The following is a 21,046-nucleotide window of genomic DNA, read 5'->3' on the forward strand; positions in this document are numbered from 1 at the left end:
GATGTTTTATTTAATTTACTTCGCGATCATTTTGATCATACCGTTGTACGCACAGTCAAAAGTACGTAGTGCCTATAGCAAGTATTCACAAGTTTACTCAACATCAGGTATGACAGGAGCAGAAGTGGCTCGGAAAATTTTAGATGAGAATGGATTATACAACGTAGCCGTTGAAGAAACACCAGGTCATTTATCAGACCATTATGATCCAACTGCAAAAACAGTTCGATTATCAACAGATAACTATTACGGTCATTCAGTTGCTGGTACAGCAGTTGCAGCACACGAAGTAGGACACGCAATTCAAGATGCAAAAGATTATAACTTTATGCGCGTTCGTCATTCGTTAGTGCCAGTTGCAAACTTTGGTTCGAATATGTCTTGGATTTTCGTCCTAATCGGTATATTTGCACAAATGTCTGGTTTGTTGTTATTAGGTATCATTTTAATGGCAGCAGGTGTTGTGTTCCAACTTGTTACATTACCAGTTGAATTTGATGCATCCAAGCGTGCAATGCAACAAATTGAAGCGTTAGGTATCGTATCAACTGATGAATATGGGCAAGCTCGTAAAGTATTAAATGCGGCAGCATTAACATATGTAGCAGCTGCAGCTGTAGCGGTATTTGAATTATTACGTCTTGTATTGATTTATACTGGTATGCAGCGTAGCGACGACTAAAGACTATCAATTTTGATAGTCTTTTTTGTTTTATGAATTGAATTATATAATATATGGCAAGTAGCAATAATAGAAGTAATGCGGAAAGGTGGTGGGGCAAATGAAATATCCAAGTCATTTAGTAAAACAAGTGAAAGAACGTAGTGCTCCTTATCAGCTAGAAGGCTTTTTAAGTGGACAAGGTCCTGAAAATCCTAAATTTATGTTGTTAGGAGAAGCGCCTGGTGAAACAGAAATTCATAATGGGATTCCGTTTAGCGGGAGGGCAGGAAAACAATTAATGGGTTTTTTAGAACGTGTTCACGTTACAAGGGATGAAGTATATATTACGAGCGCTGTTCGGAGTAGACCTTATAAATGGCGAGAGAAAAAAGAACGAAATGGTGAAATCATACAAAAAAAGTATAATAGAACGCCAAATCAAGGAGAAATAGTTGCCCATGCGCCTTTGTTAGATTATGAATTAGAGAAAATAAATCCGAAACTTATCGTCACGCTTGGCAATATCGGTCTTCAACGTTTAACAGGAAAAGATAAAAAAATCACAGACGTACACGGACAATTATTCAAACAGCCCATTCAAAAATTAAAGGATATGCAAAGTGCAGAGTTTACATGGTCAGAGAAAGAATATTATATTTTTCCGACATTTCACCCTGCTTCCATTTTTTATAATCGGAGTTTATTGGAGCTTATTTATGAGGATTTAGAGAAACTTAAGCGATATGTAATAAAAAACTAGAAAAGCTAAAAAGCTTTTCTAGTTGTGTTTACGTATGTAATGGATTTTTATTTTCATCCAATGTAAAACCTTCACCAACTACATCATGTACGTCAGTTACAGCAACAAAGGCGTGAGGATCTACAGAAGTAATAATGTTTTTTAGTTTCACGATTTCATTTTTAGCAACAACGCAATACAATACGTTCCGTTCCACTTTTGTATACGACCCAACAGCTTTTAAAAAGGTTGCTCCGCGCTCCATCTCAGATAAAATTTTGGCAGCAATTTCATCGTTTTTATCTGAGATAATCGTTGCTCCTTTTGCTGCATAGGCTCCTTCTTGCATAAAATCAATCACTTTCGCTCCGATAAAAACAGCAACTAACGTATACATACCCTCGCGATATGATAAATAGGTAAGGATAGAGACGATAATGACGATAGCATCAAACATAAACATCGTTTTCCCCATACTCCAGCCAACATATTTATGAGCGAGTCTTGCGATAATATCTACACCGCCAGTAGTTCCGCCGTATTTAAATATAATCCCAAGACCGATACCAATAAATGCTCCGGCGAATAAAGCAGCAAGTGTCATATCGTTTTGTAAGTTTACATGTAAGTTGAGAACTTCGTAACGCTGAAAAATCCATAGAAATAAAGATACGCTAAAGGTGCCGATTAGTGTATATATAAATGTCGTTCTTCCAAGTAATTTCCAACCAATAAAAAATATAGGGATATTTAAAAGTAAGTTTGAATAAGAAGGGTCAAACTTAAATAGAAAATACAATAATAGTGTAATACCGGTAAATCCACCTTCTGCAAGGTGATTTTCAATATTGATATTCACAATACCGAAAGAAAAAATAGCGGAACCGATTAAAATGAAAATGATATTTCGAATCTTCAAATTTGATGTCATATAGAAATCCCCCTAATTATGTAAATGGCATTGCTCCGCTGAAACGGTAAAACATAATGATAAGTAATTTCTAGTTGCTAGTGAAAATAGTGAAGGCTGTAAAAACGCAAAAGAAGTTTCACTTTACCCCGTTCCAACGGCTGGTAGGGAATAAAGCAAGGAAGCAGGGAAAACCAGTCGTTGGAACCCGATTGGTTTAGGTTGATCTTTTGCCAAAAATGCAAAAGAAAGTTTCACTTTATTATAATCTTTCCCAAAAAGGGTCGCAAATAGGTGTTTGGCGGGGAATAATATTTGTCAAATCGCGATGAATTGGCTAACATGAAAGAGGAAGGATTAGAGGTGAATTGTATGGAAGCGAAAACGATGAAGGATATGCAGAAAGAAGTAGATGCATATATTGGTCAGTTTAAAGAAGGTTATTTCAGTCCACTTGCAATGATGGCTCGTTTAACGGAAGAAATGGGGGAGCTTGCAAGAGAGGTTAATCATTATTATGGTGAGAAACCGAAGAAAACAACTGAAACAGAACGTAGTATTGAAGAAGAGCTTGGAGATGTATTATTTGTTATGATTTGTATGGCAAATAGTTTAAATATTGATTTAGAAACAGCACATAACATTGTAATGAATAAATTTAATACTCGCGATAAAGATCGCTGGACACGTATTGATGAGGGAGAGAAAGAATAATGAAAGAAATTAAAGTAATTATCGCTGGACCAAGAGGACGTATGGGACATGAAGCAGTTCTTCTTATGGAAAGAACGGAACATTTTAATTTAGTAGCAGCAGTGGATTATAAGCATGGTGGAGAGAAAATCTCTGATTTACCTGGAATGCCAGCGTTAGATACACCTATTTACGCGGATTTACATACTTGTTTAGAGGAAGTAGAAGCAGATGTGTTGTTAGATTTAACAACGCCAGAAGTTGGAAAACAACACGTTACACTAGCAGTTGAGCGTGGACTTCGTTCTGTTATTGGTACAACTGGATTTACAGAAGAAGAGCTAAAACAATTAACCGAGACTGCAAAAGAAAAAGCAGTAGGAACAATTATCGCTCCAAACTTTGCAATTGGTGCAGTTCTTATGATGAAATTCTCACAAATGGCAGCGAAGTACTTCCAAGATGTTGAAGTAATTGAATTGCATCATGATCAAAAGTTAGATGCACCATCTGGTACTGCGGTAAAAACAGTAGAATTGATTCGTCAAAATCGTGAATCTAAGCAGCAAGGTCATCCAAATGAAGTAGAGCAACTAAAAGGAGCTCGTGGTGCAAACGTAGACGGCATTCACATTCATAGTGTACGTTTACCAGGACTTATTGCACACCAAGAAGTAATGTTTGGTGGAGACGGACAAATGTTAACAGTTCGCCATGATTCATTCAATCGTGCATCATTTATGTCTGGTGTAAAACTATCAATTGAGACAGTAATGAATCTAGATCATCTTGTGTACGGTTTAGAAAATATTATCGACTAAAGGGGAGACAACGGATGAAAATTGCCTTAATCGCACATGACAAAAAGAAAAATGACATGGTTTCGTTTGCATACGCATATAAACCAATTTTTGAACAACATGAATTATTTGCAACAGGAACGACAGGGCTTCGTATTATGGAAGCGACCGGTTTAGTTGTAACAAGATATCAATCTGGTCCTCTTGGTGGCGATCAAGAAATTGGTGCAATGATTGCGAAAAATGATTTAGACATGGTAATTTTCTTCCGCGATCCATTAACAGCACAGCCGCATGAACCGGATGTGAATGCATTGCTTCGTTTATGTGATGTATATGCAATTCCACTTGCAACGAATATGGCGAGTGCTGAAATGTTAATGCACGCATTAGAACGAGGAGATTTAGATTACCGCAAGTTAAGAAAATGAGGGGAACAATTATGAGTGGATTACATATATTAGCGTTTGGTGCTCATGCCGATGATGTTGAAATCGGCATGGCTGGTACCATTGCTAAATATACGAAGCAAGGGTATGAAGTAGGTATTTGTGATTTAACAGAAGCTGATCTTTCTTCTAATGGAACGATAGAGTTAAGAAAAGAAGAAGCAAAGGCGGCAGCTCGTATAATGGGAGTAAAAACGAGACTAAATTTAGCGATACCAGACCGTGGTTTGTATATGAAAGAAGAGTATATACGTGAAATTGTAAAGGTAATTCGTACATATAAACCAAAACTAGTTTTTGCACCGTATTATGAAGATCGTCATCCAGATCATGCAAATTGTGCAAAACTTGTGGAAGAAGCTATTTTTTCAGCGGGAATTCGCAAATATATGCCAGAGGTTCCACCACATCGTGTGGAGTCTTTTTATCATTATATGATTAATGGTTTTCATAAACCGAATTTTTGTATAGATATTAGTGAATACGTATCGCAAAAAGTGGAAGCACTAGAAGCGTATGAAAGTCAGTTTTCAACAGGGAGTGATGGTGTGAAAACGCCGTTAACAGAAGGTTACGTTGAAACTGTAGTCGCTCGTGAGAAAATGTTTGGAAAAGAAGTTGGAGTCTTATATGCCGAAGGGTTTATGAGTAAGAAACCGGTTTTATTACATGCTGATTTAATAGGGGGATGTAAATGAAATTAAAAATAGGTATTACATGTTATCCTTCTGTAGGTGGTTCTGGAGTTGTTGGAACAGAATTAGGAAAGCAATTAGCGGAACGCGGGCATGAAATTCATTTTATTACATCGGGTTTACCATTCCGGTTAAATAAAGTGTATCCAAACATTTACTTTCATGAAGTGACAGTAAATCAATACTCTGTATTTCAATATCCACCGTACGATTTAGCGTTAGCGAGTAAAATGGCAGAGGTTGCACAAAGAGAAAACCTAGACATTTTACATGTGCATTACGCAATACCACATGCCATTTGTGCTTATTTAGCAAAACAAATGATTGGCGAGCGTATTAAAATTGTTACAACCTTGCATGGAACAGATATTACTGTGTTAGGTTCCGACCCTTCGTTAAATAATTTAATTCGTTTTGGTATTGAGCAATCCGATGTTGTGACGGCTGTCTCGCATTCATTAATTAACGAAACGCATGAGCTTGTAAAACCAAATAAAGACATTCAAACGGTATATAACTTTATAGACGAACGTGTATATTTCAAGCGTGATATGACTCAATTAAAGAAAGAATACGGTATAAGTGAAAGTGAAAAGATACTCATTCATATTTCAAATTTCCGTAAAGTGAAACGTGTGCAAGATGTTGTGCAGGCATTTGCTAAAATTGTTACAGAAGTAGATGCGAAGTTGCTTCTTGTTGGAGATGGACCGGAATTTTGCACGATTTTACAGTTGGTGAAAAATTTACATATTGAAGATCGCGTCTTATTTTTAGGGAAGCAAGATAATGTTGCAGAGTTACTTGCGATGAGTGATTTAATGTTACTTCTATCAGAGAAAGAGAGTTTTGGTCTTGTTTTATTAGAAGCGATGGCGTGTGGTGTACCTTGTATCGGAACAAGGGTTGGAGGTATTCCAGAAGTCATTCAACATGGTGATACAGGATATTTATGTGAAGTTGGCGATACAACAGGAGTGGCCAATCAAGCTATTCAGCTATTAAAGGATGAAGAACTTCACCGTATTATGGGAGAGCGAGCAAGAGAAAGTGTTTACGAGCAGTTCCGCTCTGAAAAAATCGTCTCACAATATGAAACGATTTACTATGATGTACTAAGGGATGACAAAAATGAAAAGATTTAAAAAAGCTAGTTCTATTATTGAGACTTTAAAGCAACAAGGGCATGAAGCCTACTTTGTCGGCGGAAGCGTACGCGATCTTATTATCGATAGGCCGATTGGAGATATTGATATTGCGACATCTGCTTTACCAGAAGAAGTGATGGCTATATTTCCAAGACATGTTCCTGTTGGTCTTGAGCATGGAACTGTAATTGTAGTAGAAAATGGTGAACCTTATGAGGTAACCACGTTTCGAACAGAGAGCGAATATGAAGATTTTCGAAGACCTAGTAGTGTTCAATTTGTTCGTTCATTAGAAGAGGATTTAAAACGTCGTGATTTCACAATGAATGCAATTGCTATGACAGAAGAAGGCGAAATGGTTGATTTATTTGCTGGGCAGGAAGCGATTCAAAAGAGAGAAATTGTGACAGTGGGAAATGCTGCGGATCGTTTTCAAGAAGATGCCCTGCGAATGATGCGTGGTATTCGGTTCGTAAGTACGTTAGGTTTTTCTTTAGAGACGAAAACGAAACAAGCAATTGAAACATATGGACATTTGCTGGAACATATAGCAATTGAGAGAATTACAGTGGAGTTTGAAAAACTGTTAACTGGCACATATTGTGTGAAGGCTCTCAAAGAATTAGTAGAAACGAAACTATTTTCTCATCTACCATATTTACAGATGTCAGAAGAGAGATTGTTAAAAGCTACGCAGTATAACTGGGATTCTTTTGAAACAGACATTGAGGCATGGGCCTTTTTCTTATATTGTATCGGGGAAGAACATCCAGCTGTCTTTTTACGTCAATGGAAGTTTTCAAATAAAAAAATAAAAGATATCGTCGCAGTTTTATTAACAGTCCGTAAGAGAAAGGAGAAGGATTGGGATACAGTTCTTCTTTATAAAACGGGAATTCATATAGCTGAAATGGCAGAAAGAGTATATGAAGCGATGATTGAAAGCTATGATCATACATCTGTGAAACGAGTACAAACGTTGTTTCAAGCATTGCCAATCAAGAATCGACAAGAGATGAATGTGACTGGGAATGATTTGTTAAACTGGGCAAGTAAAAAGCCAGGTCCGTGGGTTGCTGAAATGATTCAAAAAATTGAAGAAGCAATCGTACAAGGAAATGTAGTGAATGAGAAAGAGTGTATAAGGGAGTGGCTGCAAGAATGCAATCTACTATAAGAAAGCAGTTATTGCAAGTTTTTTCGGAAGCGGATGGCGAGTTTGTATCTGGTCAAACAATTAGTGATAAACTTGGTTGCTCAAGAACTGCTGTGTGGAAACATATGGAGGACCTTCGGAATGAGGGGTATGAACTTGAAGCTGTGCGTCGATTAGGCTATCGAATTGCAAGTAAGCCAGACAAAGTGACTGCGAATGAAATTCAGTTAGGATTACAAACGAAACATATTGGTAGAACAGTGTATTTTGAAGAGTCTGTTGAATCGACGCAGTATATTGCAGCAAAACTTGCTTATGAAGGTGCAGAAGAAGGAACGATTGTTGTGGCAGAAGAACAAACAGTGGGTAAAGGTCGTTTAAGCAGAAAATGGCATTCACCAAAAGGAACAGGAATTTGGATGAGTATTATTTTACGTCCATCAATCCCGGTTCATCATGCACCACAACTTACTTTGTTAGCCGCTGTTAGCGTTGCGCAAGCAATTGAAAAGTGCACAGGTGTAAACGTAGGAATAAAATGGCCGAATGATATTTTAATTCAGGGGAAAAAAGCTGTAGGTATATTAACAGAAATGCAAGCTGATCCTGATAAAATTAATGCTGTCATTATGGGTATTGGTATTAATGCGAATCAAAAGCAAGAACATTTTGATGAGGAAATTCAGCATATTGCTACTTCTTTAGCGATTGAATCTGGTAAGCCAATTGTTCGTGCGGAGCTTATGCAACAAATCTTTTTACAACTAGAAAAATTATATGAAGAGTATTTACAAAATGGTTTCTCTGTCATTAAAATTCTTTGGGAAAGTTACGCTGTGAGCATCGGGAAAGAAATTAACGCTCGAACGATGAGAGAGACAATTACAGGGATAGCAAAAGGAATTACAGAGGATGGTGTATTGCTTCTAGAAGATCATGAAGGAAAAGTACATCACATTCATTCTGCGGATATCGAAATTAAGTAAAAGAAGTTCCTCTTTTGGAACTTCTTTTTTATTTCAATATTTTTGAAATGAGTTTGCGGTGCGATAATGAATTTTTTAGTATTTACTTGTCATTTGACGATTACTTTTCCCTCCATTCCTTTAAGAAGGTGATACCGGCATATTAATTCATATGTACCAGTATTTTTAGGTTTCACGGTAATATTTTTTTCTTTTCCTGACTCGACTACGACGTCAATGCCGAGTTTTTTTACTGTAAAGGTGTGCTCGCTCTTGCCTTTATTTTTCAATAGCAATGTTGTTGATTCTTCAATTGGAATCGTGATGACGTTCGGTTTAAAGTAATCATCGTTTAGCTCGACTTCAATCACTTTGGCAGACTCAACAGGTTGTGTTACGACGTTAATTGATGCAAATACATTGAGGGAATTTAAAGTTGTTACTCCCACAAGCATCACAAGAAAACCGATGAATCGAAATAACCATGTGCTTATAGACATTAGCAATTCTCCTTTTGTAAGTATGTTTCCTCAATTAACCTGCATCATTATTTTAAGAGTTATACTATGCATGTAAACAAATTTGTTTATCTTTCTATGCATACGTTATTTAAAAATTTCACATACCGTAATAAGGATAAAAATTATTTTTTCAAAAAAATGTAGTAATTCCTTTTTAGAGTTTGCTATAATTAGTTCGAATGTGGGCAGTATCAGAGCGAACTGCACCATGATTCGATGCAATACGAAAAATAATAACTTGGATTCTGCCTTGATCCAATAACGGACTGGGACAGAGGGATGAATAATGCCGACTAACACACAACCCTTCTGCCCTTTTATGGCCAGAGGGGTTTTTTATATGATTTCGGCCATCTCCTCTCTCCTGTATAAAGGAGGAGTAGTTTTTGAAAACAAAAACAGATTTTTTGAAAATGAAAGAGCAAGGTGAGCCGATTACAATGCTAACGGCGTATGATTATCCATCTGCTAAGTTAGCAGAAGAAGCGGAAGTTGATATGATTCTAGTTGGAGATTCCCTTGGGATGGTTGTGCTCGGCTATGATTCAACAGTACCTGTAACAGTAGAGGATATGATTCATCATACGAAAGCTGTACGCCGAGGAGCGAAAGAGACGTTTATTGTAACTGATATGCCATTTATGTCGTATCATGTGTCGCCTCAAGATACGATGGTGAATGCACGCCGCATCGTTCAAGAGAGTGGTGCTCATGCACTGAAGGTAGAAGGTGCAGGAGAAGTGATATCAACTATTCATTACTTGACGAGTGCGGGAATTCCTGTCGTGGCACACTTAGGCTTAACTCCTCAATCTGTAGGAGTATTAGGTGGCTATAAAGTACAAGGAAAAGATGCTGAAAGTGCAAAAAAATTAATAGAAGATGCGAAGAGATGTGAGGAAGCTGGTGCGATAGCACTTGTATTAGAATGTGTGCCAATGCAGCTAGCAGAATTCATTTCGAAGCAACTAACAATTCCAACGATTGGAATTGGAGCAGGACAAAAAGTGGATGGGCAAGTACTCGTTTATCATGATCTTATCTCATATGGAGTAAATCGTGTTCCGAAATTTGTGAAGCAATATACGTCTGTTCAAGAGGAGATTGTGCGAGGGATTTCACAATACGTAACTGAAGTAAAGACAGGTCAATTTCCGGAAGAAAAACATTCATTCACAATGAAAGAGGAAGAATGTTTAGCGTTATACGGAGGAAAACAATAATGAAAATCATAACTACAGTGCAAGAGATGCAGCAAATTACAAACGAACTACGTGCAAGTGGAAAAAGTATTGGTTTTGTCCCAACGATGGGTTATTTACATGAAGGTCATGCGACTTTATTACGTAAGGCAAGAGAAGAAAATGAAATTGTAGTGTTAAGCGTGTTTGTTAATCCGCTACAGTTTGGACCAAATGAAGATTTAGATCGATACCCTCGTGATATTGATAGAGATGAAAATGTAGCAAAAGAAAACGGTGTAGATTATTTATTTTATCCGAGCGTAGAAGAAATGTATCCAGCAGAACAAACGACAACAGTAGAAGTTGTGAAGCGTACCGATGTGTTATGCGGAAAACAAAGACCTGGTCATTTCGCTGGTGTTGCGACTGTACTAATGAAACTATTTAATATTACATTGCCAACACGTGCTTATTTCGGTATGAAAGATGCACAGCAAGTTGCTGTCATTGAAGGATTTGTCGCTGATTTTAATATTCCGGTTACAATCGTACCGGTGGATATTGTAAGGGAAGAAGATGGATTAGCCAAAAGTTCTCGTAACGTGTATTTATCACAAGAAGAGCGTGAAGAGGCTCCTCATTTATACCGCAGTCTATGTATAGCGAAAGAAAGAATTGAGGCAGGAGAACGTAATGCAGAAATCATTACAACTCTTGTGAAAGAGTATATTGAGACGTATACGAAAGGCACTGTAGATTATGCTGATTTATATACGTATCCTTCACTACAAGTAGTGGATAAAATTGAAGGGCGAATCATTTTAGCAATTGCAGTTAAATTTGACAATGTACGATTAATTGACAATATAACATTAACGGTTAAATAAGGGGGAGCATCTATGTTTCGCACAATGATGAGAGCGAAGTTACATCGCGCAACAGTAACAGAAGCAAATTTAAATTATGTAGGTAGTATTACAATTGATGAAGATTTAATGGATGCAGTAAATATTGTAGAAAACGAAAAAGTCCAAATTGTAAATAATAATAATGGTGCTCGCTTAGAGACATATGTTATTAAAGGAGAACGTGGTAGCGGTGTTGTTTGTTTGAATGGTGCAGCTGCAAGGCTTGTACAACCAGGAGATAAAGTTATTATTATTTGCTACGGTCTAGTGGCAGAAGAAAATATTCATAAACAAGAGCCGAAAATTGCAGTATTAGACGATAATAATCAAATTATTGAAATGTTAGGTGCTGAAAAAGCAGGAACGATACTATAAGTAAGAAGGCTATCTCTATTACGGAGATAGCTTTTTTGTGCATCTTTTCATTAAGATGAGATAAAACGTGGTATAGTAACATTATATAATTTTCTGTTTGATAGGTAAGAAATTGAGGTGTTACATATATGAGTAAGCGTTATGTCGTTGTGGATTTAGAGACGACAGGGAACTCCTGGAAGGATGGGAAAGATAGAATTACCCAAATTGCAGCTGTTGTAGTGGAAGATGGAGAGATATTAGAGATTTTTTCATCTTTTATTAATCCGAAGAGAGAGATTCCGCCATTTATTACAGAGTTAACAGGGATTGATGAGAGTATGGTTAAGCAAGCCCCGTTATTTCAAGATGTAGCCCCGATGGTTGTTGAGCTATTACAAGGTGCAGCTTTCGTTGCACATAATGTTCATTTTGATTGGAATTTTTTAACGGAAGAATTAAGGCAGGCTGGATATACAGAAATACATTGTCCAAAAGTTGATACAGTTGAGTTGGCGCAAATTCTTTTGCCAACGGCTGATAGTTATAAATTACGTGATTTAGCTAAACAACACGAATTAGAGCATGATCAACCGCATCGTGCGGATAGTGATGCTCTTGCAACAGCGGAATTGTTTTTACAATTTTTAAATGAAATTGAGAAGTTACCCCTTGTCACCTTGCAATCGCTTTATGAATTGAGTGATGTGTTTCAAAGTGATATAGCGGATGTGCTTTCTGAAAATATTTTAAAGAAAATGATGCATGGTAAAAAAGGAGCAGAGGGATATGAAGTGTATCGAAATATTGCACTTCGAAAACGGAATTATTCTTTAAACTTAAGTGAAACATGTGCATTTAAATTTGATGCTTTCTTGCATAAGACAATTGATAAACTTGAGTCGAATATGCCAAAGTTTGAAAAAAGAGAAAGCCAACAGAGTATGATGAAGGAAATATATACAGCGCTAAGAGATTCTAGGTTTTCACTAATTGAAGCAGGGACAGGAACAGGGAAGACTCTTGCATATTTGCTTCCAAGTATTTATTTTGCAAAGAAAAAAGAAGAACCTGTCATCATAAGTACCCAAACTGTACAACTGCAACAACAAATACTAGAAAAAGAAATTCCATTATTACAGAAAATCATGCCATTTTCATTTGAAGTAGCTCTTTTGAAAGGAAGAAAGCATTATCTTTGTCTACATAAATTTGAATATGCTTTGCAAGAGGAAGAGAAAAATTATGATATGGCGCTCACAAAGGCAAAAATTTTAGTGTGGTTATTGCAAACGGAAACGGGCGATCGTGATGAATTAAATATTCCTGAGGGCGGAAAGTTACTTTGGAACCGGATTTGTAGTGATGTACATAGTCCGGGTGGGATGCAAAGTAACTGGTATAGTCGTTGTTTTTATCAACGAGCAAAGAATAAAGCATTATTTGCAGATATCGTTATTACAAATCATGCGTTATTATTTCAAGATTTTTCAAGTGAAGAACCACTGTTTGCCTCATGTGAACATATTATTTTTGATGAGGCTCATCATATTGAGGAGGCAGCGAGTAGAACATTAGGTGAACAGTTCTCCTGTATGTATTTCCAGCTAGTTTTATCTCGTCTTGGTACGCTAGAAACAGATGATGTACTTTCTAAAGTATATAAAATGATGAAAAAATCAGAGCAAGCCTCCCGTTCTACTTTCCGCATGGTAAGTCATAGTTTGAAGGAATTGAAATTTGATGCGGATGAGCTATTCCAAATGTTACGTGCATTCATCTTTAAACAAACAAAGCAGGAACAAGGGATCAGCAATATGCCACTCATTTATCGATATAACACGGAAGTAGAGAAAGGTAAGTTATGGGATAGTATTACCGAGTTAACAAATCGCTTTGTATATGATGTAAGAAAATTACTCTCTACACTTGAGAAGCAAGTTGATATATTGCAAAGTAAATTAGAATGGGAAATGCATGTTGTCACAGGTGAATTTATGCATTTAATTGAGTTGTTGAGAAAGATGGCGCAATCTTTACAAGTACTCATTTTAGAAAAAAATTCATATGTGACATGGATGGAAACTGAAACGAAGGGAACCATTCATTCAACTGTTTTATATGGACAACCTGTTCGTATTGGTGAAAGATTTGCTGATGAATTTTTAACAGAGAAAAAGAGTGTTATTTTCACATCAGCAACGCTAACAGTAAACGATTCATTTGACTATATAAAAGAAGAGCTAGGCTTACATGATTTTGCTCCAAATACATTACAGGTCCCATCACCATTCCATTTTGAAGAACAGATGAAATTAATGGTTTCAACGGATGTGCCTTTTATTAAGCAAGCAAGTAATGAAGAATATATTGAATCTGTGTCGGCTCATATTGCAAAAATAGCGAAAACTACAGAAGGTAGAATGCTTGTTTTGTTCACTTCGTATGAAATGTTGAAAGAAGCGTATACGAATTTGAAAAATGATGAGGAATTAGAAGGCTATTTATTATTAACGCAAAGTGTGAATAATAAGAGCAGAAGTCGCCTCATTCGTAAGTTTCAAGAGTTCGATAAATCAATTTTATTAGGAACAAGTAGTTTTTGGGAAGGGATAGATATACCTGGAGATGCCCTTAGTTGTCTTGTTATTGTCCGCCTTCCCTTTACGCCTCCTCATCAACCGATGATGGAAGCAAAAGGAGAGTGGTTAAAAAATCAAGGAGAGGACGTATTCGCTAAGTTAGCACTCCCGCAAGCAATACTGCGTTTCAAACAAGGATTTGGTCGTCTTATTAGAACAAGTACAGATACCGGGACGGTGTTTGTATTAGATCGTCGTTTGACAAGCGCTTCCTATGGAAAACGTTTTTTACAATCAATTCCAACTGTTCCGCTTTATGAAGGCCCTCTAGAAGAATTGTTAGAACAATTAAAGGAACGGCCAATTGAATAAAATTGGAAGAAAAAATACGCCTGAAGTGCATGTAAACTTCAGGCGTAAAAAATGTGGGTAGGAGGAATTTTATTTTTCTTACTTCTTGTATACAAAATGTATTGGTTTTCGACTTGAAACCTTTTTTTGCTGTACATGTCCTGCTATAATAGATGGGTGATGAAGCAGGGGTTGTAAAGAATGTACTCTTATTGTAACCGCATTGCGTTCTTCTATAATTAGAAATTTTTGTGTAACGGAGGAGTTTTTTCATGGATAAGAAAATCGAAGTCCTATCAACGACGCGTATTAAATATTCATCTGACTTGTATAAAATCGTTGATAGTTTGAATCGTACGTTAAAAGAGCAGGACCTCATGTTCGGATTAGCATTAGACGAAAAAGATAAAGAAACAGCTGTATTTACGATTTACAGAACGTAGTGATACAATGAAAAAGTGGATCTTTGCAATCGTTATCGTAATCGTTGCTAGCGGAATATATGGGGCGTATGTTTATAATAAAGCAATGGAAAAGAAAATCCCTAAAGAGGCAAAATCTGTAGAAATTGCAAAAGAAAAAGCAAAGCTTGTAAAAGTAAAATCTGTGGATTATTATAACGGAGAATCTTCATATACAGTCGTACAAGGTACAGATGAAAAAGGAGAACAACTTATCGTTTGGGTGCCTGAGAAAAAAGGGGAAACTATAGTAAGGAAAAAGAGTGAAGGTATTTCTGAAAAAGAGGCTTTACAAAGAACGATTGAACAAGTCGGAGATGACAGTAAAGAGCACAAAAGTAAGCCTAAAGAAATTTTAAAAGTAAAATTAGGCTTTGAAAACAATATACCATTATGGGAAGTTACATATATTGATGATGAAAATCGTTATAGTTATTACTATCTTGCATTTAAAGATGGTCAGTTTTTACGACGATACAGCATTGAAAAATAGATGTAGGGGGAACTACAAATGAAATTAGCAAAGCGAGTAGCTGCTTTAACACCATCTGCAACTTTAGAAATTACAGCAAAGGCACAAGCATTAAAAGCAGAAGGTCATGATGTAATTGGATTAGGGGCAGGAGAACCTGACTTTAATACACCAGAGCATATTATGGATGCTGCACATAAAGCGATGTTAGAAGGACATACGAAGTATACACCAACGGGTGGATTACAAGCGTTAAAACAAGAAATTGTGAAGAAGTTTACTCGCGATCAAGGAATTGCGTATGATCCGTCTGAAATTATTGTATGTAACGGCGCAAAGCATGCATTATATACATTATTCCAAGTGTTACTTGATGAAGGAGATGAAGTTATCATCCCAACTCCTTATTGGGTAAGCTATCCTGAGCAAGTAAAGCTTGCTGGTGGTAAGCCAGTTTATGTAGAAGGCCTTGAAGATAATGAATACAAAATTACAGCGAAGCAGCTGCGTGAGGCAATTACAGAGAAAACGAGAGCAGTTATTATTAATTCACCGAGCAATCCAACAGGAATGATTTACAGCAAAGAAGAATTACAACAGCTTGGAGAAGTATGTTTAGAACACGATATTTTAATCGTTTCAGATGAAATTTATGAGAAATTAATTTATGGTGGAGCAGAATATACTTCGGTTGCCCAGCTTTCTAATGCATTAAAAGAACAAACACTTATTATTAATGGTGTATCTAAATCTCATTCTATGACAGGATGGCGTATTGGATATGCAGCAGGAAATAAGCAGCTTATTAAAGCGATGACGAACTTAGCGAGTCATAGTACGTCAAACCCTACTTCAATCGCTCAATACGGCGCAATCGCGGCATATGCAGGCTCACAAGAACCTGTAGAAACAATGCGTCAAGCATTTGAAGAGAGATTAAACATTATTTATGATAAATTAATTCAAATCCCTGGCTTTACTTGCATTAAACCACAAGGTGCATTTTACTTATTCCCTAATGTAAAAGAAGCAGTAGCTTTATCAGGATACGAAACTGTTGATGATTGGGCAAAAGCTCTATTAGAAGAGGAAAAAGTAGCTCTTGTACCAGGTACAGGATTTGGTGCTCCAAATAACGTTCGTTTATCATATGCGACATCTCTTGAACAAGTGGAGAAAGCGTTAGAACGTATTCATACGTTTATGAAAAGTAAAGTGCAAGCTTAATTGTATATTTTATTAACGTAATACAAAAAAACCTCCCTACATAATAGGGAGGTTTTTTTGACGAATTGTGGCAAAAAGAAATAGCGAAAGGTGTGTTATACTAGAGAGCGAGGTGTTTGGTGATGAAAAAGAAAATGATGTTACAGTGGTTTGAGCAGGGAAGCATTGCAATTCCAAAATTACTTATGATGCATTATAAAAAATTAGGGTTAAATGAAACGGAATTTATGGTTGTACTTCATGTACATACATTTTTAGAATCGGGCAATTCGTTTCCGACTCCGTCAGAGATTTCAGAACGGATGACGATTACCGAAATGAAATGTATGGAAGTCATTCAGGCATTGATTCAAAAAGGTTTTTTATCACTAGAAGGTGGACAAAAATCAGAAGCGATGATGTGTGAAAGTTATTCTTTACAACCGCTATGGGAAAAAATATTGCATTTCTTAATGAATGAATCAATAGAGGAAGAACAAAAAGAAATAAAGCAACTGCAAGTAAATTTATATACAGTATTTGAAAAAGAATTTGGAAGACCGCTTTCTCCATTTGAATGTGAAACGTTGGGAATGTGGGAAGATCAAGATCAACATCATCCGAATTTAATTCAAGCGGCCCTCAGGGAAGCTGTAATGAGTGGTAAGCTTAATTTCCGATATATTGATCGTATTTTATTTGAATGGAAAAAGAATGGTATTAAAACAGTAGATCAAGCCCAAAACCAAGGACGAAAATTTAGAGCAAATCAACAACGAACGCAGCAAACGACAAAACAAGAGACGAAATTTACTGGAAAAGTACCTTTTTATAATTGGTTGGAGCAGTAATGTAGGAGGAAGTATATGTTAAATAAAACGCAAATTCGCTATTGTTTAGACACAATGGCGGATATGTATCCAGAAGCACATTGTGAATTAATTCATGATAATCCGTTTGAACTAGTAATCGCGGTAGCGTTATCTGCACAATGTACAGATGCACTTGTAAATAAAGTGACGAAAAATTTATTTCAAAAATATAAAACACCAGAAGATTATTTAAGTGTTTCGCTAGAAGAATTACAACAAGATATACGTTCTATTGGTTTGTATAGAAATAAAGCAAAAAACATTCAAAAATTGTGCCGGATGTTACTGGATGATTATAACGGAAAAGTTCCAGAAGACCGTGACGAGTTGACGAACTTGCCAGGAGTAGGGAGAAAAACAGCAAATGTAGTTGTTTCGGTAGCGTTTGGTATTCCGGCAATTGCTGTTGATACGCATGTAGAAAGAGTGAGTAAACGGTTAGCGATTTGTAGATGGAAAGATTCGGTGTTAGAAGTAGAAAAGACATTAATGAAGAAAATTCCGATGGATGAATGGAGCGTCACACATCACCGTATGATTTTCTTTGGACGTTATCACTGTAAAGCGCAGCGACCACAATGTGAGGAGTGCCCTTTACTAGAAGTATGTCGTGAAGGAAAGAAGCGAATGAAGGGGAAATAAAGGATGGAGCGAGTGATAGAAATACCGAAAGAATTTCGATGCTTACCATTTTTTAAAGAAAGTAAAAATTCGATTGTGTATTATACAGAACAGTCTTTTGAAGAAACAATACAAAATACTTATTTTATATATGATATGGAAAGACAATATGAGCCGTGGAATGAAATTGAAAATAGTATTCCAGTATTATTGAATGTATGGAAAAGTAAGCATGAAGACATTGCGACACTTTTTCGAAACAGAAATAAGCAAGAAGCTGAAGGCCCAATGATTCTTTTTGCAGCACATTTGTTATCAATTGTATATTGGCTAAATGAACAACCTGTTTATAGTTTGAACGAAATGGAAGATTACACGAGTATGTTGGAAGTACAACCAGTGAATTTTATAGAGCGCTATTCGTTCATTATAAAGAAACCGAATAATTATCATTCTTATATTCAGTTAGCGCAGTTGTATATTGAAATAGAAAAGTTATATGTAAAGAAAATGATAACAAAAAAGAAGTCCTTTTCTCGTTAAGAGAAAAGGACTTCTTTTTTGTATTAAGACTCTGTTGTAACAACATTTCCGTCTGCGTGTGGTGTATCTTCGCCGGTATTGTGTTGTTGTTCTTGTTGTTTCTTAGCTTCTTCTTCAGCTTTTTTTCTAGCTTCCTCTTCAGCTTTCTTTTGAGCCTCTTCTTGCTGTTTACGTTGTTGTTCTTGTTGTTTTTTAGCTTCTTCTTCAGCTTTTTTTCTAGCTTCCTCATCAGCTTTCTTTTGAGCTTCTTCTTGTTGTTTACGTTGTTGTTCTTGCTGCTGTTGCTCTTGTTGTTTACGCTGCTCTTCTTCAGCTTTTTTCTTAGCATCTTCTTGTTTTAATTTATCTTCATTAGCCTTTTTCTGAGCTTCCTCATCAGCTTTTTTCTTAGCTTCTTCTTCAGCCTTCTTCTTAGCAGCCTCATCTTCAGCTTTCTTCGCGTCTGGAGTTCCTCCAGGCGCAGTGAAGGATGCTCCAACTGCTGGGCTTGTTCCAGTACCTTTTTTCGCTACTACAGAGAAGCTGTAAGTAACGCCTGGTTTAATACCACCAAGAGTAGCTGTCGTACCATTTATTGATAAACTACCACTTGAACCGTCAGTCGCTTTATAGCTTGCTGCATACGCATCAACTTCTGCTGGTCCAGACCAGTTTAGTGTAACTGTGCTAGCGCCATCGAAAGTGACATTAAGACCACTAGGTGCATCTACTTTAATTTGTTTCACTGCATCTTTTTTAGCGCCTTTTACGTATAATTCACCATTTAATTCTTGTACAGAAGAAGGACGTTCGAAACGTGATTTATCTGTAGCGAATTTGCTCATCATTACTTGGAACATTTGTTGTGCAATTTTAGTAGAGCGATCGCCAATGTAATTTTCTGGACCATCTTTTTCGTAACCAGTCCAAACAGCCATTGTATATTGCGGTGAATATCCAGCGAACCAGCTATCTCTGTTTGCATCAGCTGGAATACCATATTTTTTAATCACGTCTGCATCAAAGTTTTGAGTTCCTGTTTTACCAGCTACGTCTATACCTGGAACGTATGCTGTTGGACCTGTACCACCAGCACCAGGTTTTACGACGTCACGAAGAACGTCAGTCACCATGTAAGCTGTGTAGTCTTGCATCGCACGTTGTTCTTTCGGTTTAAAACTTTTCTTTTTCCCATCTGGGAAGATAACTTCTTTTACGAAGTGCGGTTTATTGTAGTTCCCACCGTTACCAAAGGCTGCATATGCCCCCGCTAATTGTAATGGAGAACTATCGTTACTACCAATTGCTGTTGATTCATATGTTTTGCCGTCTTTAAATGTCATACCTAAACCTTCAGCAAACGCTTGTGACTTAGGAAGACCAACCGCTTGAGCTGTCTTTAAAGCCGGAATGTTTAATGATTTTTTCAAAGCTTCACGTAGTGAAACGTCACCTTTGTAACTATTTGTTGCATTTCGTATTTTTTTACCATCGGAATACGTATATTCTGAGTCATTTAATTGATGGTATGTAGACCATTGTAAATTCTCAATTGCTGGACCGTAGTCGAAAATTGGTTTCATTGTTGAACCAACTTGGCGTTTTAAATCAGTGGCCATATTATGACCTTTGAAAGTAGACTTACTTTCTTTACGTCCAGCCCCAATTGCTCGAACTTCTCCAGATTGTGTATCCATAAATACGAATGATCCTTGGAATTGATCGTTCGGATACTTAATAAGATTGCCATCCATAATTTTTTCAGCATAATCTTGAGCATCTTGATCAAGTGTTGTATGAATCGTCAAACCATCTGAACCAATATTTACATCAGGATATTCTTTTTCAACTTCTTTTACAACCGCATCTAAAAATGCTTGATACTTCATCTCAGTTATTTCTGAAGACGGTTGAAGACCCTCTGTTACTGGGATCTTAACTGCGTTATTCATTTCTTCTTTTGTTATATAACCATGTCGATTCATTAATGACAATACGACATTACGACGATTTGTTGCTCGTTCAACATTTTCCTTTTTGGTTGGATCATAAATGTTTGGACCTTGGGGTAAACCAGCGAGCATAGCAGCTTCATGTAATTGCAAGTCTTTTAAATCTTTACCATAATATTTTTGCGCTGCTGTCGCAATACCATATGAACGGTTACCTAAATTAATCTTATTTAAGTACATTTCTAAAATCTCATGTTTAGAGTATTGTTGCTCTAATTTGTAAGATAGGTACCATTCTTGTACTTTTCTCTTTGCAGTTTTGTCCATCGTTAGAAAATAGTTTTTGACTACTTGTTGTGTAATCGTACTACCACCTTGAGATCCGAAACCTCCAGTGACATTTTCCATAACTGCTTTTGTAGTTCGTTTCAAATCAATTCCATTATGATCATAGAAACGTGAGTCCTCAGTTGCAAGGAATGCATTTTCAACTACTTTTGGAATTTGATCATACGTAACGTGGGTTCGTTTTTCAGCACCGTATTCATAGAAAAAGTTCCCATCTTTATCAAGAAACTTTGTTGATAAAGGATTGACAAGTTTTGATTTGTCTAATTTTGGAGCATCCTTCACCATAACAAAGAAAGCGGAAACGCCAGCTACAAGACCAACGATACCAAGAAGTAGACAACCTATAAGGAATTTTTTTAAAAAGGAGCCTTTTTTCTTTGGTTTTTTCTCTGTATTTGTTTCTTGCTTTTGATTTTTTACATGATTTCGTTCTGTACGAGAACGATAATTATCTGACATTATACTTTCTC

Annotated in this window: 22 protein-coding genes; 19 read left to right on the plus strand and 3 right to left on the minus strand. The window is 36.6% G+C overall.

The genetic code is table 11. From position 1 onward, the window contains the following. Position 1: 1 nt before the first annotated feature. Positions 2-682, plus strand: a complete 681-nt coding sequence (locus ACTFRN_RS05450; protein ID WP_000499537.1) for a zinc metallopeptidase — start codon at positions 2-4, stop codon at positions 680-682. A gap of 100 nt (positions 683-782) precedes the next feature. Beyond that, the gene (locus ACTFRN_RS05455; protein ID WP_074567392.1) at positions 783-1,424 is read left to right on the plus strand and encodes a uracil-DNA glycosylase; all 642 of its coding nucleotides are present in this window, start codon (positions 783-785) and stop codon (positions 1,422-1,424) included. Between the two features lie 28 nt (positions 1,425-1,452). Here ACTFRN_RS05455 and ACTFRN_RS05460 read toward each other — a convergent pair whose 3' ends face one another. Then, the gene (locus ACTFRN_RS05460; protein WP_000203310.1) at positions 1,453-2,334 is read right to left on the minus strand and encodes a YitT family protein; all 882 of its coding nucleotides are present in this window, start codon (positions 2,332-2,334) and stop codon (positions 1,453-1,455) included. A gap of 351 nt (positions 2,335-2,685) precedes the next feature. Here ACTFRN_RS05460 and ACTFRN_RS05465 point away from each other — a divergent pair, with 351 nt between their 5' ends. From ACTFRN_RS05465 to ACTFRN_RS05495, 7 genes are read left to right on the plus strand one after another with little or no spacing between them, the layout of a single operon-like run. Continuing rightward, the gene (locus ACTFRN_RS05465) at positions 2,686-3,027 is read left to right on the plus strand and encodes a nucleotide pyrophosphohydrolase (RefSeq protein WP_001992677.1); all 342 of its coding nucleotides are present in this window, start codon (positions 2,686-2,688) and stop codon (positions 3,025-3,027) included. Then, entirely contained in the window at positions 3,027-3,827 is an 801-nt protein-coding gene (dapB, locus tag ACTFRN_RS05470; RefSeq protein WP_000658804.1) for a dihydrodipicolinate reductase, read from the plus strand. The genes ACTFRN_RS05465 and dapB overlap by 1 nt, the downstream gene beginning before the upstream one ends. A 14-nt stretch (positions 3,828-3,841) precedes the next feature. Further along, the gene (gene mgsA, locus ACTFRN_RS05475) at positions 3,842-4,237 is read left to right on the plus strand and encodes a methylglyoxal synthase (RefSeq protein WP_000684765.1); all 396 of its coding nucleotides are present in this window, start codon (positions 3,842-3,844) and stop codon (positions 4,235-4,237) included. An 11-nt stretch (positions 4,238-4,248) separates the two neighbouring features. Beyond that, the gene (bshB1, locus tag ACTFRN_RS05480; protein ID WP_074567391.1) at positions 4,249-4,953 is read left to right on the plus strand and encodes a bacillithiol biosynthesis deacetylase BshB1; all 705 of its coding nucleotides are present in this window, start codon (positions 4,249-4,251) and stop codon (positions 4,951-4,953) included. Beyond that, entirely contained in the window at positions 4,950-6,095 is a 1,146-nt protein-coding gene (gene bshA, locus ACTFRN_RS05485) for an N-acetyl-alpha-D-glucosaminyl L-malate synthase BshA (protein ID WP_000768300.1), read from the plus strand. Before bshB1 ends, bshA begins: the two co-directional genes overlap by 4 nt. Then, the gene (locus tag ACTFRN_RS05490) at positions 6,082-7,275 is read left to right on the plus strand and encodes a CCA tRNA nucleotidyltransferase (RefSeq protein ID WP_000819498.1); all 1,194 of its coding nucleotides are present in this window, start codon (positions 6,082-6,084) and stop codon (positions 7,273-7,275) included. The genes bshA and ACTFRN_RS05490 overlap by 14 nt, the downstream gene beginning before the upstream one ends. Then, the gene (locus ACTFRN_RS05495) at positions 7,260-8,240 is read left to right on the plus strand and encodes a biotin--[acetyl-CoA-carboxylase] ligase (RefSeq protein WP_001192053.1); all 981 of its coding nucleotides are present in this window, start codon (positions 7,260-7,262) and stop codon (positions 8,238-8,240) included. The genes ACTFRN_RS05490 and ACTFRN_RS05495 overlap by 16 nt, the downstream gene beginning before the upstream one ends. Positions 8,241-8,329: 89 nt before the next feature. Here the strand turns inward: ACTFRN_RS05495 and ACTFRN_RS05500 are convergent, their stop codons facing one another. Next, positions 8,330-8,719, minus strand: a complete 390-nt coding sequence (locus ACTFRN_RS05500) for a cupredoxin domain-containing protein (RefSeq protein ID WP_000028418.1) — start codon at positions 8,717-8,719, stop codon at positions 8,330-8,332. 407 nt (positions 8,720-9,126) lie between these two features. On the opposite strand from ACTFRN_RS05500, the gene panB reads away from it, so the two are divergent. The 10 genes from panB (at position 9,127) to ACTFRN_RS05550 (ending at position 18,294) form a co-directional block, all read left to right on the plus strand. Then, positions 9,127-9,963 (plus strand): 3-methyl-2-oxobutanoate hydroxymethyltransferase, encoded by an 837-nt coding sequence (panB, locus tag ACTFRN_RS05505; RefSeq protein ID WP_000853114.1) that lies wholly within the window; start codon positions 9,127-9,129, stop codon positions 9,961-9,963. Further along, positions 9,963-10,811, plus strand: coding sequence for a pantoate--beta-alanine ligase (panC, locus tag ACTFRN_RS05510; RefSeq protein WP_000692368.1), 849 nt, complete (start codon positions 9,963-9,965; stop codon positions 10,809-10,811). The genes panB and panC overlap by 1 nt, the downstream gene beginning before the upstream one ends. A gap of 12 nt (positions 10,812-10,823) precedes the next feature. After that, positions 10,824-11,207, plus strand: a complete 384-nt coding sequence (panD, locus tag ACTFRN_RS05515; RefSeq protein WP_000490177.1) for an aspartate 1-decarboxylase — start codon at positions 10,824-10,826, stop codon at positions 11,205-11,207. 128 nt (positions 11,208-11,335) lie between these two features. Continuing rightward, positions 11,336-14,140, plus strand: coding sequence for an ATP-dependent DNA helicase DinG (gene dinG / locus ACTFRN_RS05520; RefSeq protein ID WP_000044982.1), 2,805 nt, complete (start codon positions 11,336-11,338; stop codon positions 14,138-14,140). A 251-nt stretch (positions 14,141-14,391) separates the two neighbouring features. Next, on the plus strand, positions 14,392-14,562 hold the full coding sequence (locus ACTFRN_RS05525; RefSeq protein WP_000358352.1) for a YpmA family protein: 171 nt from the start codon (positions 14,392-14,394) through the stop codon (positions 14,560-14,562). 7 nt (positions 14,563-14,569) lie between these two features. Further along, complete coding sequence (locus ACTFRN_RS05530; RefSeq protein ID WP_014893172.1) at positions 14,570-15,073, plus strand: cell wall elongation regulator TseB-like domain-containing protein; 504 nt, start codon at positions 14,570-14,572, stop codon at positions 15,071-15,073. A gap of 18 nt (positions 15,074-15,091) precedes the next feature. Further along, complete coding sequence (gene aspB, locus ACTFRN_RS05535; protein WP_000761549.1) at positions 15,092-16,279, plus strand: aspartate transaminase AspB; 1,188 nt, start codon at positions 15,092-15,094, stop codon at positions 16,277-16,279. Between the two features lie 122 nt (positions 16,280-16,401). After that, positions 16,402-17,109, plus strand: a complete 708-nt coding sequence (gene dnaD / locus ACTFRN_RS05540) for a DNA replication protein DnaD (protein ID WP_000728540.1) — start codon at positions 16,402-16,404, stop codon at positions 17,107-17,109. A gap of 15 nt (positions 17,110-17,124) precedes the next feature. Then, entirely contained in the window at positions 17,125-17,772 is a 648-nt protein-coding gene (gene nth / locus ACTFRN_RS05545; RefSeq protein WP_000933028.1) for an endonuclease III, read from the plus strand. 3 nt (positions 17,773-17,775) lie between these two features. Then, positions 17,776-18,294, plus strand: coding sequence for a YpoC family protein (locus ACTFRN_RS05550; RefSeq protein ID WP_014893171.1), 519 nt, complete (start codon positions 17,776-17,778; stop codon positions 18,292-18,294). Between the two features lie 23 nt (positions 18,295-18,317). Here ACTFRN_RS05550 and ACTFRN_RS05555 read toward each other — a convergent pair whose 3' ends face one another. Beyond that, on the minus strand, positions 18,318-21,035 hold the full coding sequence (locus ACTFRN_RS05555; RefSeq protein WP_088106570.1) for a PBP1A family penicillin-binding protein: 2,718 nt from the start codon (positions 21,033-21,035) through the stop codon (positions 18,318-18,320). Positions 21,036-21,046 lie beyond the last annotated feature (11 nt).

Origin of the sequence: Bacillus cereus group sp. MYBK245-2, assembly GCF_051916145.1 — a bacterium.
Classification (GTDB): Bacteria; Bacillota; Bacilli; order Bacillales; family Bacillaceae_G; genus Bacillus_A; species Bacillus_A pacificus.

Bases quoted from the DNA above. Each gene is read 5' to 3' on its own strand.
- ACTFRN_RS05450 (WP_000499537.1), top strand. From the start codon at position 2: ATGTTTTATTTAATTTACTTCGCGATCATTTTGATCATACCGTTGTAC.
- ACTFRN_RS05455 (WP_074567392.1), top strand. From the start codon at position 783: ATGAAATATCCAAGTCATTTAGTAAAACAAGTGAAAGAACGTAGTGCT.
- ACTFRN_RS05460 (WP_000203310.1), bottom strand. From the start codon at position 2,334: ATGACATCAAATTTGAAGATTCGAAATATCATTTTCATTTTAATCGGT.
- ACTFRN_RS05465 (WP_001992677.1), top strand. From the start codon at position 2,686: ATGGAAGCGAAAACGATGAAGGATATGCAGAAAGAAGTAGATGCATAT.
- dapB (WP_000658804.1), top strand. From the start codon at position 3,027: ATGAAAGAAATTAAAGTAATTATCGCTGGACCAAGAGGACGTATGGGA.
- mgsA (WP_000684765.1), top strand. From the start codon at position 3,842: ATGAAAATTGCCTTAATCGCACATGACAAAAAGAAAAATGACATGGTT.
- bshB1 (WP_074567391.1), top strand. From the start codon at position 4,249: ATGAGTGGATTACATATATTAGCGTTTGGTGCTCATGCCGATGATGTT.
- bshA (WP_000768300.1), top strand. From the start codon at position 4,950: ATGAAATTAAAAATAGGTATTACATGTTATCCTTCTGTAGGTGGTTCT.
- ACTFRN_RS05490 (WP_000819498.1), top strand. From the start codon at position 6,082: ATGAAAAGATTTAAAAAAGCTAGTTCTATTATTGAGACTTTAAAGCAA.
- ACTFRN_RS05495 (WP_001192053.1), top strand. From the start codon at position 7,260: ATGCAATCTACTATAAGAAAGCAGTTATTGCAAGTTTTTTCGGAAGCG.
- ACTFRN_RS05500 (WP_000028418.1), bottom strand. From the start codon at position 8,719: ATGTCTATAAGCACATGGTTATTTCGATTCATCGGTTTTCTTGTGATG.
- panC (WP_000692368.1), top strand. From the start codon at position 9,963: ATGAAAATCATAACTACAGTGCAAGAGATGCAGCAAATTACAAACGAA.
- panD (WP_000490177.1), top strand. From the start codon at position 10,824: ATGTTTCGCACAATGATGAGAGCGAAGTTACATCGCGCAACAGTAACA.
- dinG (WP_000044982.1), top strand. From the start codon at position 11,336: ATGAGTAAGCGTTATGTCGTTGTGGATTTAGAGACGACAGGGAACTCC.
- ACTFRN_RS05525 (WP_000358352.1), top strand. From the start codon at position 14,392: ATGGATAAGAAAATCGAAGTCCTATCAACGACGCGTATTAAATATTCA.
- ACTFRN_RS05530 (WP_014893172.1), top strand. From the start codon at position 14,570: ATGAAAAAGTGGATCTTTGCAATCGTTATCGTAATCGTTGCTAGCGGA.
- aspB (WP_000761549.1), top strand. From the start codon at position 15,092: ATGAAATTAGCAAAGCGAGTAGCTGCTTTAACACCATCTGCAACTTTA.
- dnaD (WP_000728540.1), top strand. From the start codon at position 16,402: ATGAAAAAGAAAATGATGTTACAGTGGTTTGAGCAGGGAAGCATTGCA.
- nth (WP_000933028.1), top strand. From the start codon at position 17,125: ATGTTAAATAAAACGCAAATTCGCTATTGTTTAGACACAATGGCGGAT.
- ACTFRN_RS05550 (WP_014893171.1), top strand. From the start codon at position 17,776: ATGGAGCGAGTGATAGAAATACCGAAAGAATTTCGATGCTTACCATTT.
- ACTFRN_RS05555 (WP_088106570.1), bottom strand. From the start codon at position 21,035: ATGTCAGATAATTATCGTTCTCGTACAGAACGAAATCATGTAAAAAAT.